Origin of the sequence: Azospirillum sp. HJ39 (assembly GCF_041507355.1) — a bacterium.
Taxonomy (GTDB): domain Bacteria; phylum Pseudomonadota; class Alphaproteobacteria; order Azospirillales; family Azospirillaceae; genus Azospirillum; species Azospirillum thiophilum.
Window position 1 is genome coordinate 594,573 of record NZ_CP167905.1, and the last position, 16,036, is coordinate 610,608.

The 16,036-nt window shown below is 69.5% G+C and carries 17 protein-coding genes; all 17 read left to right on the forward strand.

What is annotated here, in order from left to right; genetic code table 11:
• The first annotated feature begins 91 nt into the window (after positions 1–91).
• Positions 92–1,597 carry a PLP-dependent aminotransferase family protein gene (locus tag ABMY26_RS03315; RefSeq protein WP_372395044.1) on the forward strand — a complete coding sequence of 502 codons (1,506 nt, stop codon included), beginning with the start codon at positions 92–94 and terminating at the stop codon, positions 1,595–1,597.
• Positions 1,598–1,911: 314 nt separating this feature from the next.
• Positions 1,912–2,286: a hypothetical protein gene (locus ABMY26_RS03320; RefSeq protein ID WP_372395045.1), complete on the forward strand. Its 375-nt coding sequence runs from the start codon at positions 1,912–1,914 to the stop codon at positions 2,284–2,286.
• Between the two features lie 29 nt (positions 2,287–2,315).
• Positions 2,316–3,059 (forward strand): beta-ketoacyl synthase chain length factor, encoded by a 744-nt coding sequence (locus ABMY26_RS03325; RefSeq protein WP_372395046.1) that lies wholly within the window; start codon positions 2,316–2,318, stop codon positions 3,057–3,059.
• Positions 3,052–3,825 carry a lysophospholipid acyltransferase family protein gene (locus ABMY26_RS03330; RefSeq protein ID WP_372395047.1) on the forward strand — a complete coding sequence of 258 codons (774 nt, stop codon included), beginning with the start codon at positions 3,052–3,054 and terminating at the stop codon, positions 3,823–3,825. Before ABMY26_RS03325 ends, ABMY26_RS03330 begins: the two co-directional genes overlap by 8 nt.
• Entirely contained in the window at positions 3,818–4,078 is a 261-nt protein-coding gene (locus tag ABMY26_RS03335; RefSeq protein WP_372395048.1) for a phosphopantetheine-binding protein, read from the forward strand. Before ABMY26_RS03330 ends, ABMY26_RS03335 begins: the two co-directional genes overlap by 8 nt.
• A 6-nt stretch (positions 4,079–4,084) precedes the next feature.
• Positions 4,085–4,336 carry an acyl carrier protein gene (locus ABMY26_RS03340; protein ID WP_372395049.1) on the forward strand — a complete coding sequence of 84 codons (252 nt, stop codon included), beginning with the start codon at positions 4,085–4,087 and terminating at the stop codon, positions 4,334–4,336.
• Between the two features lie 19 nt (positions 4,337–4,355).
• Complete coding sequence (locus ABMY26_RS03345) at positions 4,356–4,892, forward strand: hypothetical protein (RefSeq protein WP_372395050.1); 537 nt, start codon at positions 4,356–4,358, stop codon at positions 4,890–4,892.
• Entirely contained in the window at positions 4,889–6,628 is a 1,740-nt protein-coding gene (locus ABMY26_RS03350) for an AMP-binding protein (RefSeq protein ID WP_372395051.1), read from the forward strand. The genes ABMY26_RS03345 and ABMY26_RS03350 overlap by 4 nt, the downstream gene beginning before the upstream one ends.
• A complete protein-coding gene (locus ABMY26_RS03355) occupies positions 6,625–8,355 on the forward strand; it encodes a glycosyltransferase (protein ID WP_372395052.1) in 1,731 nt (576 codons plus the stop codon). Before ABMY26_RS03350 ends, ABMY26_RS03355 begins: the two co-directional genes overlap by 4 nt.
• Complete coding sequence (locus ABMY26_RS03360; protein WP_372395053.1) at positions 8,352–8,774, forward strand: acyl-CoA thioesterase; 423 nt, start codon at positions 8,352–8,354, stop codon at positions 8,772–8,774. The genes ABMY26_RS03355 and ABMY26_RS03360 overlap by 4 nt, the downstream gene beginning before the upstream one ends.
• Positions 8,771–9,421 carry an outer membrane lipoprotein carrier protein LolA gene (locus tag ABMY26_RS03365; RefSeq protein WP_372395054.1) on the forward strand — a complete coding sequence of 217 codons (651 nt, stop codon included), beginning with the start codon at positions 8,771–8,773 and terminating at the stop codon, positions 9,419–9,421. Before ABMY26_RS03360 ends, ABMY26_RS03365 begins: the two co-directional genes overlap by 4 nt.
• Positions 9,418–11,817, forward strand: coding sequence for an MMPL family transporter (locus tag ABMY26_RS03370; RefSeq protein WP_372395055.1), 2,400 nt, complete (start codon positions 9,418–9,420; stop codon positions 11,815–11,817). The genes ABMY26_RS03365 and ABMY26_RS03370 overlap by 4 nt, the downstream gene beginning before the upstream one ends.
• Entirely contained in the window at positions 11,814–12,404 is a 591-nt protein-coding gene (locus ABMY26_RS03375; protein ID WP_372395056.1) for a DUF3261 domain-containing protein, read from the forward strand. The genes ABMY26_RS03370 and ABMY26_RS03375 overlap by 4 nt, the downstream gene beginning before the upstream one ends.
• Complete coding sequence (locus tag ABMY26_RS03380) at positions 12,401–13,591, forward strand: beta-ketoacyl-[acyl-carrier-protein] synthase family protein (protein WP_372395057.1); 1,191 nt, start codon at positions 12,401–12,403, stop codon at positions 13,589–13,591. Before ABMY26_RS03375 ends, ABMY26_RS03380 begins: the two co-directional genes overlap by 4 nt.
• A complete protein-coding gene (locus ABMY26_RS03385; protein WP_372395058.1) occupies positions 13,588–14,043 on the forward strand; it encodes a hypothetical protein in 456 nt (151 codons plus the stop codon). Before ABMY26_RS03380 ends, ABMY26_RS03385 begins: the two co-directional genes overlap by 4 nt.
• Complete coding sequence (locus ABMY26_RS03390; RefSeq protein ID WP_372395059.1) at positions 14,040–14,765, forward strand: 3-ketoacyl-ACP reductase FabG2; 726 nt, start codon at positions 14,040–14,042, stop codon at positions 14,763–14,765. Before ABMY26_RS03385 ends, ABMY26_RS03390 begins: the two co-directional genes overlap by 4 nt.
• Positions 14,765–15,991 (forward strand): beta-ketoacyl-ACP synthase, encoded by a 1,227-nt coding sequence (locus ABMY26_RS03395; protein ID WP_372395060.1) that lies wholly within the window; start codon positions 14,765–14,767, stop codon positions 15,989–15,991. Before ABMY26_RS03390 ends, ABMY26_RS03395 begins: the two co-directional genes overlap by 1 nt.
• Positions 15,992–16,036 lie beyond the last annotated feature (45 nt).

Sequence of the window (16,036 nt, forward strand, 5' to 3'; positions counted from 1 at the left end):
AACGGCTTGCGGCCCGGGCCGCGAAACGCGCATATGTTGCGGACAATCCGGCCCGGTGCCGGCAACGGTCAGGATATCCATGCAATCCGATATGGCAGAGCAAACCGGCGGCGGCCTCTGGCAGCCCGACCTGACCGACCGGGACAGGCCGCTCTATCTCGCCATCGCCGATGCCATCGCCGACGATGTCCGCGACGGCCGGCTGGCGGTGGGACAGCGGATGCCGCCGCAACGCACGCTGGCCGACCGGCTGGGTCTGGACCTGACCACGGTCAGCCGTGCCTATGGCGAGGCACGCCGGCGCGGCCTGCTCGACGCCCGTGTCGGCCAGGGGACCTTCGTCCGCCAGCAGGACGCCCCGGTTTCCGGCCCGGCCCGACGCCTGCCGGCCGCTCCCGCTCCCAGCGCCATCCCGGCCGTCATCGACATGACGATGAATCAGCCACCCCTTCCCGACGCGCCGGAGCTGCTGGACCGGGTGCGCCAGGGCATCGAGCTGGCGGTCCGGCAGATCGATCCGCAGTCGCTGCTCCGCTACCCCGATTCCGGTGCCGGCGCCAGCGACGAGGACCGGGTGGCCGGCGCGCGATGGCTTGCCAGGCGGCAGCCCGACCCGGACGGCGGCGGCAACGCCGAAGAGGCCGCCAGCCGGATCGCCACCCGAACCGTCGTCTGCCCCGGCACGCAGGGCGCCCTGCTGGCGTTGCTGAGCATGCTGGCCCGCCCCGGCGACACCGTCTGCACGGAGGCGCTGACCTATCCCGGCTTCAAGGCCATCGCGCGGCAATTGGGGCTGCGGGTGATCGGCATACCGATGGACGGCCAGGGGCTGGACCCGGATGCGCTGCGCGCCGCCGTCACCGCCCATGCGCCCAGGGCGCTCTATTGTACCCCGACCCTGCACAACCCGACGACGGCGACCCTGCCGGCGGAGCGGCGCGAGGCCATCGCCGCCATCGCGCGCGACCATGGCTTTCCCATCATCGAGGACGACATCTACGGCGTCCTGCCGCAGGATGCACCGCCGCCCATCGCGGCATTCGCGCCGGACGTGACCTTCCATGTCGTGGGTCTGGCGAAATGCGTGGCGCCCGGCCTGCGCATCGCCTATGTCGCCGCACCGGACGGGCGGCAGGCGATCCGGCTCGCTTCCGCCCTGCGGGCGACCATGCTCGGCACCCCGCCGATCCCTGCCGCGGTCGCAACCCAATGGATCGGCGACGGCACCGCCGAACAGCTCCTGTCCGCCATCCGGGCGGAGGCGAGGGTGCGCCAGGGCATGGCGCGCGATCTTTTGCCGGCAACGGCGATGACCGCCCATCCCGACGGCTTCCACCTGTGGCTGACCCTGCCGCCGAGCTGGACGAGAGGCGAATTCGCTTCCCACCTGCGCACCCGCGGCATCGCCGCCGCAGTCAGCGACACCTTCCTCGTCCCCGGCCCCGACCTCGTCTCTGGTTTCCAGCCCGGCCCGGCCCCGGAGGCGTTGCGCATCTGCCTCGGCGCCCCACCTGCCCGCGCCGATTGCCGCCGCATGCTGGAAACACTGGCCGATACCCTGGAGCAGAGCCCTGCGGTGATCGGCATCGTCATCTGAATCGGGTCGCTCCGAAGAGCCGTGCCTGTGGCGGAAACTATCCAAGAGGCCGGCTCCGCTGTCCAACTCAGCTGGGCTGAGACACCGTCAGCCGGGATGTCTCTTGTCCTGCATCCCGAGGATGCCCTGTCCGCATCGATCCGCCGCAATCATACCGTAAGCAAACCAATGCATACCATCATCTGAATATGCTATTCACCAACCCCTGCCGAGACAGGCGTGTGCGGATACGCGAACGGCATCCGGATAGGAGCCTGATGGTAGGGGCCATGGGGATCGTTATGACTTCGACACGGCGTTCGGCATGCGCGGCGGTGGCACTGACGGCAGTGCTGGGCCTGGGGGCCTGCAACCGACAGCAGCCCATCTACACGGTCACCGATCACCCCGTGCCGGCGGCGGCGCGGACCCTCCCCATGAGGTCGGTCGAACAGGCGATCCTCGAAGCGGCGGCAGAGAAGCGCTGGACCGTGGACCGTGTCCAGCCCGGCTTGATGCGGGCCACCCAGAAATGGCGGACGCATACGATGACGGTCAACATCCGTTACGATCAGAACCGCTACGGCATCGAACACGTCACGACCTCCAACCTCAAGGAACGGGGGGGAATGGTCCACCGCGCCTACAATACGAACGTCAAGGCGCTGGAGGACGAGATCGAGCGCCGTCTCTACCGCGCCGGCTATTGATCCGGGCGATGGCGATGAATGGCCATTCCGTGAACGGGTCCAGGCCGGTCGGGACCGGGTTGCGCTTCGCCGTGAACCGCTGGTCGGCCTGGGCGCCGGTGCGTGAGACGGGTGCTGCATGGTGCGGCTGGGCCGGTGCGCCGGACTGGATCGAGGCGGGTGCGGCGCCACCTCCCTTGCCCATGATGCTGCGCCGACGGGCGACTCCCCTGGGACAGAAGCTGATCGCGGCGGCGCTGGCCTGCGGCGACGCGGTCGCGCGGGCGCGCTACGTGCTGGCGTCCCGTCATGGGGAGTTGAGCCGGACCGTGACCATTCTGGAGGCGCTGGACGCTGGGGAAGCACCGTCGCCGGCGGAATTCAGCATGGCGGTCCACCATGGATTGGCCGGACTGCTGTCGATCCATACCGGCAACCGCGCCGGCCACACGGCGCTTGCCGCCGGGCCGGACAGCTTCGGCTTCGGCCTGCTGGAGGCTGCCGCCTGTCTGGCGGAGCGACCGGACGAACCGGTGCTTCTGCTCTACGGCGACGATGCGCTGCCCGATGTCTACGACGCGTTCCGCGAGGCGGACCAAGCCGAACTGCCGATGGCCTGCGCCCTCCTGCTGGAAACCGGGGACGATATCCTTTTTCACGCCACCCCCAACCACGGCAGCATGCATCCGGCGCCCTCCGCCGCATCCGATTTCCTGCGCTTCCTGTTGTCGGATGAGCCGGCAGCCATCTCGGCGGGCGGACGCATGACCTGGACCTGGCGGCGCCATGGTTGACCGGCTCGATCATCTGCGGCGTGTGGTGTGCACGGGCCTGGCCTTTGCCGCGCTGTTCGGCGGCGGGGCGGTTCTTGCCCTGACGGTGTTTCCCCTGGTGACCCTGCTGACGCCGTCGGGGGCAAAGCGCCGGGAACGCAACCAGTGGCTCGTCCACTGGCTGTTCCGCGGCTATGTATGGACCCTGACACGGCTGAGGGTGATCGAGGTGACGGTGCGGGGGGCCGACCGGCTGCGTGCGGCCGGCGGCCGGATGATCGTCGCCAACCACCCCACCCTGCTGGACGTGGTGCTGCTGATGGGGCTGGTGCCGCGCAGCCAGTGCATCGTCAAAGGTGCGCTTTGGAACAGCCCCTATCTTGGGCGCGTGGTGCGGGGGACCGGCTATATCCGCAACGATCTGGAACCGGAAGCGCTTCTGGAGGCATGCCGGGATTCCATTGCGCGCGGCGACAGCCTGATCATCTTTCCCGAAGGCACACGGACGATACCGGGCGAGCCGCCGCGTTTCCGGCGCGGCTTCGCCAACATTGCCACGATGCTGGAAACAGAAATCCAGCTCGTCGTCATCACCTGCAGGCCGCTGACGCTGGTAAAGGGAGAGCCGTGGTGGAAGGTTCCATACCGCCGCCCGCGCTTCCACGTCGAGGTCGGCGACCGCCTGGACGCCCGTGAATGGTTGGGGTATGAGTATCGGTCACTTGCTGCACGCAAGTTAGTCAGACAGCTTGAAGAGTATTACATGGAATGCTCGGCCAATGGTTGATTTAGAAAACGAAATAAAAAAGCTGATCGTCGAGTCTCTTAAACTGGAAGATATCCGGGCGGAGGATATCGACAGTTCGGAACCATTGTTCGTCGATGGCCTCGGACTGGATTCGATTGATGCGTTGGAGCTTGGCGTCGCACTTCGCAAGCGGTTCGGCATCAAGATCGACTCGGTCACCGGAGATGTGAAGGCGCATTTCGCCAATGTGCGGAGCCTTGCGCTTTTCGTCCAGTCGCAGCAGGTGGAGTGAACGGGCATGATGACCCGCGACCAAGTCTATGAAAAGCTGAAGGGCTATCTGGAGGACATGTTCGAGGTGGAACCGGACAGGGTGACACCCGAATCGCACCTGTTCGAGGATCTCGATCTGGACAGCATCGACGCCGTCGATCTCGTCGTGAAGCTTCAGGACCTGACCGGGCGCAAGTTCAAGCCCGAGGAGTTCAAGAGCGTGCGCACCGTCGGCGACGTTCTCGACCGCGTGCAGGCGCTTCTTCTTGCGGCCTAGGCGCATCTCTCCGACGGCCGTGGCACTGACGGCCGCCGGCATGCTCTACCCGGCCATCGTCTATGCCGCCCGCGATACGGTGCCGCCTGCGGCATTCGTCGCGGCGGCATTGGGGCTGATCGGGCTGCGGCTGTTGAATTCGGGCGGGGAAGCGGCGCGCGCATGGCGTCCGCCGCTGCTGGCCGGCGCCGCAGCGCTGACCGCCCTGCTGCCGCTCGACCCCTGGCTCGCGGCGCGGGCCTATCCCGTGGTGCTCAGCCTGGGCTTCGCTGCTGCCTTCGCCGTCACCTTGCGCGATCCGCCGTCCCTGGTCGAACGGCTGGCCCGCCTGCGCGAGCCGGACCTGCCGCCGGAAGGACAGGCCTATTGCCGGGCAGTCACCTGGGTATGGACGGTTTGGCTGACCCTCAACGCCGCCATCGCCGCCGGCTTGGCCCTGGCAGGAAGCGACGAGGCCTGGGCGCTGTGGACCGGGCTGCTTGCCTATGGGGCCATGGGGGCTCTGTTCGCTGGGGAATGGGTGGTCAGACGGCGGGTGCGCGGGACCGTCCGATGAACGCACCGCTTCTCTGTTCCCTCGGCCGGATCCTGATCGACGGGCATGACAGGCCGCTGGCCTCCAGCAGCGGCGGCGTGATCGGCGCCGCCCGTTTCCGCGCCGACGTGGCGGCCAACGCCCTGCGGCTGCGCCGGGCCGGTTGCCGGCGGGGAATGCTGGTCACCACAGACGCCTATTGGGGTGCAGTGGGGTTGTTCGCCCTCTGGCTGGCGGGGTCGGAGGCGATTCTGCCGCCCAACGCCCAGCCCGGCACGCTGGAGGGACTGCGCGGCGGCTGGGATATGCTGGTCGGCGACGGGAGTCCGGCGGCGGAACCGTTCCTGCGGCTGGAGCCGGGGGAGGGCGGACTGCCGCTCGACGCGATCGACCCGGCCTCGCCGCTGACGGTTTTCACCTCCGGCACCACCGGCGCACCCAAGCGGATCGCCAAGACCCTGGAGCATCTGGAGCGGGAGGCGGCGGCGGTCGAGGCGGCACTGGGCGCCGTGGTGCCCGCCGGAGCCTGGGTGCAGGCGACGGTTCCCCATCAGCATGTCTACGGCCTGGCCTTCCGACTGTGCTGGCCGCTGGCGAGCGGGCGGCCCTTCGCCGGGATGGCGCATGACCTGTGGGAAACCGCGACGGCAGCGCTGGGCGGAGGAGATGTGATCGTCTCCAGTCCGGCCCACCTGACCCGGTTGGAAGGGCTGGCCCGGTTGCCGGCCGACCGGCGTCCCAGCCTGATCCTGTCGGCCGGTGCGCCGCTGCCGGAGCGGGCGGCGCGCCTGGCGGCCGATCTGCTCGGCACCGTCCCCACCGAGATTTTCGGCAGCAGCGAAACGGGCGCCGTCGCCTTGCGCCACCGTGTCGGCGGTATCGCCGACCCGCCCTGGCGTCCGCTGCCCGGCACGCGGGTCGAACGCATGGAGGACGGCGGAATGCGTGTCCTGGCCGACCATGTCCCCGGAGGAAAGCACGAGGGCGCCGACCGGATCGACATGGCGGCGGATGGCGGCTTCCGCTTCCTGGGCCGGGCAGACGGGTTGGTGAAGATCGAAGGCAAGCGCATCGGACTGACCGAGGTCGAGCGGCGGCTGTGCGGCCTGCCCGGGGTGGCCGACGCCGCCCTGACGGTGGTGGACCGTGGCGAGGACGGCGAGGCCCGCCTGCGCCTTGGGGCGGTGGTCGTCCCCGACCCCGCGGGGGCGGAGCGACTGGCCGCCCTGGGGCCGTTCCGCTTCAGCCGCCTGCTGCGCCGGGACCTGGCGGCGACCCAGGAACCGGCCGGCCTGCCGCGCCTGTGGCGTTTCGTGGACCGCCTGCCGACCGGCCCGCTGGGCAAGCGCAGCGCCGCCGCCCTCGCCGCCCTGTTCACCGAGGAGACGTCCGTGAAGCCCACCGAACCCGATATGCACGCCCTGCGTCCCATCGACGGCGGGGTGGAACTGGATCTGTTCGTGTCGCCCGACCTTGCAGCGCTGGACGGGCATTTCCCCGATTTCCCGATCGTGCCGGGGGTGGCGCTGGTCGATTGGGCGGTGAGGAACGCCGACCGTCACCTTGGCCTGTCCATCGGGGCGGCGCGGAATTTCCAGGTCAAGTTCCGCCGCATCGCCACGCCGGGCGGCACCGTCACGCTGAGCCTGCGCCACGATCCGGCACGCCGGCGCCTGGGCTTCGAGTACCGCGACGGCGGCGGGGTTCTCACGTCCGGCTTCATCAAGGTCGAGGACGCCGGGACGGCGGACGCATGACCACGCCATCGATTCCCCTGGCCCCCGATTCCCTGCCCGCTGCCTTCCGTGCCTGTGCCATCGTTCCCAGCCACAACCATTGGCGGGTGGTGGGCGATGTGGTTGCGGGTCTGCGCGCCCAGGGAATACCGGTCATCCTGGTGGATGACGGCAGCATGGACCCTGCCCGCTCCACCCTCGCCGCCCTGCACGATCCCGCCGATGGCGTCACCGTCCGGCGGTTGGAACCGAACCAGGGCAAGGGGGCGGCGGTGATGGAGGGTGTCCGGCTGGCGCTCGCCGCCGGCTTCACCCATGCGGTGCAGGTGGACGCCGACGGGCAGCACGACCAGACCGCCGTTCCCCGCCTGCTGGCCCTGGCACGCCGCCATCCCCATGCGCTGGTGACCGGCAAGCCGGTCTATGACGACTCCATCCCGACCGGCCGGGCCATCGGGCGCTGGGTCACCCATGTGTGGGTCTGGGTCGAAACCCTGTCCTTCCGCATCCGCGATTCCATGTGCGGGTTCCGCGTCTACCCCCTGGCGCCGGTGGCGGCACTGACGGCGACCGGCGCCCGGATCGGGCGGCGGATGGATTTCGACACCGAGATCATGGTCCGCCTGTTCTGGCGCGGCACGCCGGTGGCCGAACTGCCGGTGCGGGTCACCTATCCGCCCGACAACACCTCCAATTTCGATGTGCTGTGGGACAATGTCCGCATCTCGTGGATGCATACCCGGCTGGTGTTCACCATGCTGGCGCGGCTGCCGTCGATCCTGGCCAACCGTCCGCCTCCGCTGCCATCGCTGGACGAACCCAGCCATTGGGCGGCGCTGGGCGAGCGGGGCATGGCCTGGGGGCTGCGGATCTGCGCCGCCGCCTACCGCCTGTTCGGACGGCGGGGATGCATGGCGGTGCTGGCGCCCGTGGTCCTGTATTTCCACCTGACGGGAACCGAACAGCGGCTGGCCTCGCATGTTTTCCTGACCCGCGCCTTCGCGGCCAAGGGAATGGCGCGGGCGCCCGGCTGGTGGGACGGCTATCGCCATTTCCTGTCCTTCGCCGGACGGGCCCTGGACAGCTTCGCCGCCTGGACGGGCGGGATGAAGACCGGCGAGGTCGAACCGGCGGAGGTCGACGCCCTCCGCGAGGCGGAGGCCAGTCCCCGGGGTGCGCTTTTCATCGTCGCCCATCTGGGCAACGTGGATCTGTCGCGCGCCCTGCTGGACGAGGAAACGCGCCGCCGGTTGCTGGTGCTGGTCCACACCCGCCATGCGGAGAACTACAACCGCCTGTTGCGCGATTTCAACCCCGAGGCCGGGGTCAACACCCTCCAGGTGACGGAGGTCGGACCGGATACCGCCATCGCCCTGAAGGAGCGGGTGGAACGGGGCGACTGGGTGGTGATCGCCGGCGACCGCACTCCGGTGGGCGGTGGCGGACGGGTCAGCCGGGTGTCCTTCCTGGGGGAACCGGCCCCCTTCTCCCAGGGCCCCTACATCCTGGCCTCCCTGCTGGAATGCCCGGTCTATCTGCTGTTCTGCCGGCGCGAAGGCGGCCGCCACCGCCTGTACGCCGAGCGGCTGGCCGACCGCATCGACCTGCCGCGCGGACGGCGGACGGAGGCCCTGGACGGCTACGCCGCCGCATTCGCCCGCAGCCTGGAGCGCCATGCGCTGGCCGATCCGTTCCAATGGTACAACTTCTTCGATTTCTGGGCGCCGGAGGGCGCGGGGGAACCATGAGCGCTGCCGATATGATTTCCGCCGAGGTCACCATCCAGGCGCAATTCTACGACCTCGACCCCATGCAGGTGGTCTGGCACGGGAATTACGCCCGCTATCTGGAACAGGCCCGCTGCGCCCTGCTGGACCGCATCGGCTACAACTATCCGGAGATGGCCGAATCGGGCTTCATGTGGCCCATCGTCGACATGCAGCTGAAATATGTCCGCCCCATCCGCTTCGCCCAGACGGTGCGGGTGACGGCGATGCTGGTGGAGTACGAGAACCGCCTGCGCATCGACTACCGCATCCGCGACGCCGGATCGGGCGAGGTGCTGACCAAGGCCCGCACCATCCAGCTCGCCGTCGCCATGGGAACGCAGGAGCTGGCCTTCGAGTCCCCGGCCATTCTGATCGAGAAAGTGAAGGCGCTGCTGTGATCCGCTTCCGTCTTCCGCCGGCACTGGCGCCGATGCTCCTCGCCATCGCGCTCCTCGCCGCCCCGCTTGTTGCGCGCCCCGCACCGGCAGCCGAGCCGGCGGCGCTGGCCGAGGGGCAGGTTCTGCGCGGCCGCTTCGTACAGGAACGAACCCTCAAGGGCTTCGCGGCACCGCTGAAAAGCGAGGGCCGGTTCCTGCTTGCCCCCGGCCGCGGCTTGATCTGGCAGGTGGAGAAGCCCTTCGCCATCACCACGGCGATGAGTCCCGCCGGCCTGATGCAGGAGGTGCGGGGCAATGAGACCATGCGCCTGTCCGCCGCCAAGCTGCCCTTCATGTCGCGGATGTACACCATGCTGGGCGGCGCCCTGACCGGTGACTGGAAGGCGCTGGACGGGCTGTTCTCCGTCACCCGCGGCAGCGACGCCGCGGGCTGGAGCCTGGACCTGGCACCGTTGCGTGCCGACGATCCGGCCATGCCCATCCGCCGGATCGCCGTGCGGGGTAACCGCTTTGTCGACAGCGTGGAGATCGTGAAGCCGGAGGGCGACAGCGACCGCCTGACCTTCCTCGACCAGGCCCTGTCGGCAACGGCGCCGGGACCGGACGAGGAAAAACTGCTGGAAAGCCTGGGCGCGTCGTCGCCATGACGCATCCGTTCCTCCGGCCGGGGACCGCCCGCCTGCTGGCCTTCGTCTGGCTTCTGGTGGTGGTCGCCGGTTGCGCCTATCTGGGCTGGCGCGTGCAGTCCGGGATGCCGCTGCGCACCGATCTGCTGGCCCTGCTGCCGAGGGAGGAGCAGGACCCCACCCTTCAGCGCGCGAACGACGCGGTATCCCGCGCATTGGGCCGCCGGATCATCGCCCTGGTCGGGTCGGAGGACCGCGCCGCCGCGCGCGGCGCGGCCGCCACGCTGGCGCGGGATCTGATCGCGACCGGGCTGGTCGCCACCGTCAACGAGGGGGTGGACCCGTCGCGCCTGCGGGCCCTGGGCGCCCTGTATTTCCCCCACCGCCAGGGCCTGCTGAGCGATGCCGACCGCACCGCGCTGCTGGCCGGACGGGGGGAGGATCTCGCGACGCGGGCTTTGTCGCAACTGTTCGGTGTTGGCGGCATCGCCGATGCGGGGCTGCTGCGCAACGATCCCTTCCTGCTGCTGCCGTCCTTCCTGACGGCACTGCCCTTTCCCCTGTCGCGGCTGACGCTGGACGACGGCATGCTGACGGTGACGGAGGGGGGGAGCACCTGGATCCTGGTCGGCGCCACGCTCTCACGCGAACCGTTCGAGCTGGAGGTGCAGAGCCGGGTGGTGGAGGCCTTCGACGCATCGGCCTCCCAGCTGGCCGCAGCCCATCCCGGCTTGCGGATCAAGCGCCTGGGAGCGGTGTTCTTCGCCCAGGCCGGAGCCAGCACCGCCATCGACGAAGCGACGCTGCTGTCGATGCTGGAACTGGGCGGCACCGTGCTGCTGATCCTGGCGGTGTTCCGCCGTGTCGGGCCGCTGCTGCATAACGTGCTGGCACTTGGGGTGGGGATCGCCATGGGCTTCACCGCCGGCCTGCTGCTGTTCGGGGAGCTGCATGTGGCGGCCCTGCTGTTCGGCACCAGCCTGATCGGGGTGGCGGTGGATTACGGGCTGCATTACAGCAGCGGCCTGTTCGACGATCGCACGCCCACGCCGGCCGACCGGCTGGCCCATGTCCTGCCAGCCATCACCCTTGGGCTGACGACGACGCTGATCGGCTATGCCACGCTGGCCCTGGCGCCCTTTCCGGGGCTGCGGCAGATCGCGGTGTTCTCGGCCGCCGGTCTCGTCGCCTCCTTCGCCACCGTCGTGTTGTGGCTGCCGCTGCTCGACCGCGGCAGGACGGTGCGGCACGGGGCGGGGATGATGCGCATGGCCGAGCGCCTGTGGACCTTCTGGGAAACGCCCCGGTTGCGCCCGCTGCGGCTGGCGATGCTGGCGGCGCTGGCCCTGGCGGGGACAGTCGGCATGATGCGGCTGCATGTGGATGACGACGTGCGGCGGTTGCAGCCGATCTCTCCCGACCTCGCCCGCCAGCAGGCGGAGATTCAGCGGCTGATCGGCGCCACCACCGCCCAGCAGTTCGTGCTGGTGCGCGCGCCGGACGACGAGCAGGCGTTGCGGACGGAGGAGGAACTTGCCGGCCGACTGGTCGGGCTGGTGCGCGACGGCGTCATTGCCGGGTTCCAGTCCCCGGCCTCCTTCGTTCCCTCCGCAGTCCGGCAGAGAGAAAACATGGCCCTGGTCCGCGACGCCCTGGAAACGCCCTTCCTCGCCACCTACCGGGCGCAGACGGGGCTGCCGGAGGCACCGGCCGCCGCCGCCGCCGAACCGCTCCGCCTGAACGACGCGGTGGGCACCGTGCCGATGCTGGGGGAACTGGTGCTGGCGCCGGGACTGCATGCCGTGACCCTTCAGGGATTGACCGATCCCGCCGCCTTGCGCGCCGCCCTGTCCGGCATGGACGGGGTGCGGCTGGTCGATCCCGCCGGCGATTTCAGCGCCCTGCTCGGCAAGTACCGCGAACGGGCCGTGCTGCTGGTTGCGGTGTCGGCGCTGCTGATGGTCGGCCCACTGACGTGGCGGTATGGCTGGCGGCGTGTGGGTTGGACCATGCTGCCCCCGCTGTCCGCGGTGACGCTGGCCCCGGCGCTGGTCGCCCTGACCGGGGAGAGCATCACCTTTTTTCACATCATGCCGCTGATCCTGATCCTGGCCATCGGGGTGGATTACGCCATCTTCTGCGCCGAGGCGGGGGAGGACCGGCAGCCGGTCACCCTGCTGGCGGTGTGGCTGGCGACGCTGACCACGCTGCTGTCCTTCGGGTTGCTGGCGGTCAGCAAGGCTGGGGCCGTGCATGGGTTCGGCCTGACCATGCTGTTCGGCATCCTGCTGGCGTTCCTGCTGGCTCCGCTGGCCGCCCGGTCGGGCAAGCGCGGAGGAACGCGCATGGGCTGTGCAACCAAAAGCGATTCGTGTAGTGTGCCGCACTTTTTGAAAAGGGCACGCGAAAAGGCATGACACGCAAGGCCTGGATGGCGCTGGCATTCATACTCGGCGGCTGCGTCGCGGCCCCCGGACCGGACAGCCGCGCGCCGATGCTGGGACCGGACCTGCGGCTTGCGCTGCCCCGTCCCGCCGACCTCGGCCGCAACGTGGAGGCGGCGCAGCTCATCTCCGGCAGACATGGGGACCGCACCTTCGCGTTTGAAGGGCATATCAGCGTGACTCCTGAGAAAATGACGCTGGTTGGCCTGGATACGCTGGGACGCCGCGCCATGACGGTGACCTGGACCGATGCCGGGGTCGATGTCGACGCCGCGCCCTGGCTGCCGCCGGAAGTGAGGCCCGGTGCCATGCTCGCCGATCTGGTGGTCCTCTACTGGCCAGAAGCGGTGGTTCGCCGGTCCCTGGCGCCCATCGGCGGCGAGCTGGCACAGGAACCGCATGCCCGCACCATCCGCCTGGGCGGAAAGGAGGCCCTGCACGCCGAATACGGCTGGAACGCCGCCGGCCCCTCCCCCGGCCCCTGGACCGGCACCATGCGCTACACCAACAGCGCCTGGGGGTACGAGATCGAGGTCCAGTCGCAGGAAGTCGTGCCATGATACGGCCCGGCATCGCCGCCATGGGGCTCGTCACCCCCATCGGTGCGGGAAAGGCCGAGGTGGCCGCCGCGCTGTTCGCCGGCACCCGCGCCGGGCTGGTCCCGCGCGACGACCTTGTGCCCGGCCGGACCGTGCTGTCGGGTGCTGTCCCGGTCCCGCCGCCCGGAGCGGCACCGGGAGCGGAGCCGCGCAACAACCGCCTGATGCGCCTCGCCCTCGACCAGATCGGGGAGGAGGTGGAACAGGCCGCCCGGCGGTTCGGACGGGAGCGGATCGCCGTGGTCGCCGGCACCAGCACGGCCGGCATCGCCGAAGGCGAGGAGGCCTTCCTTGTCCACCGACGCACCGGTTCCTGGCCCGTGGGATTCCATTACCGGCATCAGGAAGCCGGCGGGCTGGGGGATTTCGTCGCCCGGACATTGGGGGTGGAGGGGCCGGCCTATACGGTGGCGACCGCCTGCTCCTCCAGCGGCAAGGTGTTCGCATCGGCCCGCCGCCTGCTGGCCGCCGGCCTGTGCGACGCCGTGGTGGTGGGCGGGGCCGACACCCTGTGCCGGATGACGCTGGGCGGCTTCGCCTCGCTGGAGGCGGTGTCGGCCGGGCTGTGCCAGCCCTTCAGCCGCAACCGCGACGGCATCAACATCGGCGAGGCGGCGGCGGCCTTCCTGCTGACCCGCGATCCGGCGCCGGTGACGCTGCTCGGCATCGGCGAAGGCTCCGACGCCCATCACGTCAGCGCGCCCGACCCGGAAGGACGGGGAGCGCTGGCCGCCATGCGCGCCGCCCTGAACGATGCCGGGTTGGCGCCCGGCGCCATCGGCTACGTCAACCTGCACGGCACCGGCACGCCGCTCAACGATTCGATGGAGGCCAAGGCGGTGAATGCCCTGTTCGGCCCCGCCACACCATGCAGTTCGACCAAGGCCATGACCGGCCACACGCTGGGCGCCGCCGGGGCCTGCGAGGCGGCCTTCCTGTGGCTGACGCTGCACCCGGACACCAACCCCGACGGACTGCTGCCGCCGCATCTGTGGGACGGCGCCGCCGATCCGGCCCTGCCGCCGCTCGCCCTGACCCGGCCGGGCGACCGTCTGGCCGGGAAGGAGGACCGGGCGGCGATTCTCAGCAACTCCTTCGCGTTCGGCGGGTCGAACGTGGCGCTGATCCTGGGGATGGACCGGGGATGAAATCCTGTCCCTGGCCGGTGGAAGAGCTTCTGCCCCATGCCCGCCCGATGATCCTGATCGACACGGTGGAAGGCTACGATGCCGCAAGCCTCGCGGCGGCGGTGACCGTGCGCACCGGCGAGCCCTTCATTGACCCCGACCGCGGTGCCCCCGCCCATCTGGCCATCGAATGGATGGCGCAGGCCTGCGGCGCCTTCGTCGGAGCGGAAGCGCGGGAAGCCGGCGCGCCGGTCCGGCTGGGCCTTCTGCTCGGCACCCGCGCCTTCACCGCGCATCGGTCCTGGTTCGCGCCGGGAACACGGCTGGGCATCCGGGTTGCGCTGGTCTACCGCGACGGGGAGATGGGCGTGTTCGACTGCGTGGCGACCGTCGGCGGCGAGACCGTGGCTGCGGCCCAGCTCACCGTCTATCAGCCCGCGGATGCCCGGACCCTGTTGGAGAACAATTCATGACGCGACGCATCCTGGTCACCGGCGCCTCCAAGGGAATCGGGCGTGCCATCGCCGAGCGGCTGGCCCGCGACGGCTTCGCGATCACCGTCCATTACGGGCGCGACCGCGACGGGGCGGAAACGACGCTGGACGCCATCCGTGCGGCGGGTGGCGACGGGCGGATCCTGGGCTTCGACATTTCCGACCGTGCCGGCTGCCTCGCGGCATTGGAGGCCGAACTTGACGCCCACGGCTCCTATTACGGCGTGGTGCTGAACGCCGGCATCGCCCGCGACGCCGCCTTTCCCGCCCTGTCGGACGAGGATTGGGACTCGGTGCTCGGCACCAACATGGACGGCTTCTACAACGTGCTGAAGCCGCTGGTTCTGCCCATGGTCTCGGCGCGGGCCGGCGGACGCATCGTCACGCTGTCTTCGGTGTCGGGCCTGACCGGCAATCGCGGGCAGGTGAATTACTCCGCCGCCAAGGCCGGCATCATCGGCGCCACCAAGGCGCTCGCCGTCGAGTTGGCCAAGCGGAACATCACCGTCAACTGCGTCGCACCCGGCGTGATCGAAACCCAGATGATCGACGGCATACCGATGGACGAGGTCATGAAGGCCGTGCCGATGCGCCGCCTGGGCCGGCCGGAGGAGGTGGCGGCGGCCGTCGCCTTCCTCTGTTCCGACGAGGCCGGCTACGTGACGCGGCAGGTGATTTCCGTGAACGGGGGCATGGTCTGATGCGCAGGGTCGTCGTTACCGGAATGGGCGGAATCACGGCGCTGGGCGACAACTGGCCCGAGATCCGCGCCCATATGCTGGCCGGGCGCACTGCCGTGCGCACCATGACCGAATGGGACCGTTTCGACGGCATCAACACCCGTCTGGCCGCTCCGGTGCCCGGCTTTACCGTCGACGACCGCTACCCCCGCAAGAAGACCCGGACCATGGGACCGGTGGCCCGGATGGCGGTGCGCGCCACCGAACGCGCGCTGGAGGATGCCGGCCTGCTGGGCGACCCGGCGATCCGCTCAGGGCGCACGGGCATCGCCTACGGCTCCTCCTTCGGCAGCCCGGCACCGGTGATCGCCTTCGCCGAATTGATGACCGCCGGCACATCCAAGACGCTGAACGCCACCAGCTACATCCAGATGATGAGCCACACGGCGGCGGTGAACATCGGCCTGTTCTTCGGCGTCACCGGCCGCATCATCCCGACCAGCAGCGCATGCACCTCGGGCAGCCAGGGGATCGGCTATGCCTGCGAGGCGATCCAATGGGGCAAGGCCGACGTGATGATCGCCGGCGGGGCGGAGGAGCTGGACGTGACGGAATCGGCGGTCTTCGACACGCTGTTCGCCACCTCCACCCGGAACGACAAGCCCCATACCTCGCCCCGTCCCTATGACCGCGACCGCGACGGGCTGGTGATCGGCGAGGGGGCCGCCACCTTGATCCTGGAGGAGCGCGAACACGCCCTGGCGCGGGGCGCCCGCATCCATGCAGAGATCGTGGGCTTCGCCTGCAATTCCGACGGCAACCATGTGACCCAGCCGCAGGCCGGTACCATGGAGGTCGCCCTGCGGCAGGCTCTGGCGGACGCCGACCTGCCGCCCGAAGCGGTCGGCTTCGTCAATGGCCACGGCACCGCGACCGAATGGGGCGACATCGCCGAGACCGCCGCCACCCACGCGGTGTTCGGCGAGCGGATGCCCATCCATTCGCTCAAAAGCTATTTCGGCCATTCCCTGGGCGCCTGCGGGGCGATGGAGGCCTGGCTCGGCATCGCCATGATGCAGGAAGGCCTGTTCGTCCCCACCGCCAACCTGGATGTCGTCGACGAGCGCTGCGCTCCTTTGGACTATGTACAGAATGAAGCGCGGCGGCTGGATATCGACCATCTGATGTCCAACAATTTCGCTTTTGGCGGAATAAACACATCGTTGATATTCCGCAAGGAAAGCTGACATCTGGGCTGATCGTCCATGTCGGCGGTCTTGAGGGATGACGTG

Excerpts from the sequence above, each read along its gene's own strand:
- ABMY26_RS03395 (WP_372395060.1), top strand. The coding sequence starts at position 14,765 with ATGCGCAGGGTCGTCGTTACCGGAATGGGCGGAATCACGGCGCTGGGC.
- ABMY26_RS03335 (WP_372395048.1), top strand. The coding sequence starts at position 3,818 with ATGGTTGATTTAGAAAACGAAATAAAAAAGCTGATCGTCGAGTCTCTT.
- ABMY26_RS03375 (WP_372395056.1), top strand. The coding sequence starts at position 11,814 with ATGACACGCAAGGCCTGGATGGCGCTGGCATTCATACTCGGCGGCTGC.
- ABMY26_RS03315 (WP_372395044.1), top strand. The coding sequence starts at position 92 with ATGGCAGAGCAAACCGGCGGCGGCCTCTGGCAGCCCGACCTGACCGAC.
- ABMY26_RS03380 (WP_372395057.1), top strand. The coding sequence starts at position 12,401 with ATGATACGGCCCGGCATCGCCGCCATGGGGCTCGTCACCCCCATCGGT.
- ABMY26_RS03340 (WP_372395049.1), top strand. The coding sequence starts at position 4,085 with ATGATGACCCGCGACCAAGTCTATGAAAAGCTGAAGGGCTATCTGGAG.
- ABMY26_RS03355 (WP_372395052.1), top strand. The coding sequence starts at position 6,625 with ATGACCACGCCATCGATTCCCCTGGCCCCCGATTCCCTGCCCGCTGCC.
- ABMY26_RS03390 (WP_372395059.1), top strand. The coding sequence starts at position 14,040 with ATGACGCGACGCATCCTGGTCACCGGCGCCTCCAAGGGAATCGGGCGT.
- ABMY26_RS03330 (WP_372395047.1), top strand. The coding sequence starts at position 3,052 with ATGGTTGACCGGCTCGATCATCTGCGGCGTGTGGTGTGCACGGGCCTG.
- ABMY26_RS03350 (WP_372395051.1), top strand. The coding sequence starts at position 4,889 with ATGAACGCACCGCTTCTCTGTTCCCTCGGCCGGATCCTGATCGACGGG.
- ABMY26_RS03360 (WP_372395053.1), top strand. The coding sequence starts at position 8,352 with ATGAGCGCTGCCGATATGATTTCCGCCGAGGTCACCATCCAGGCGCAA.
- ABMY26_RS03370 (WP_372395055.1), top strand. The coding sequence starts at position 9,418 with ATGACGCATCCGTTCCTCCGGCCGGGGACCGCCCGCCTGCTGGCCTTC.
- ABMY26_RS03385 (WP_372395058.1), top strand. The coding sequence starts at position 13,588 with ATGAAATCCTGTCCCTGGCCGGTGGAAGAGCTTCTGCCCCATGCCCGC.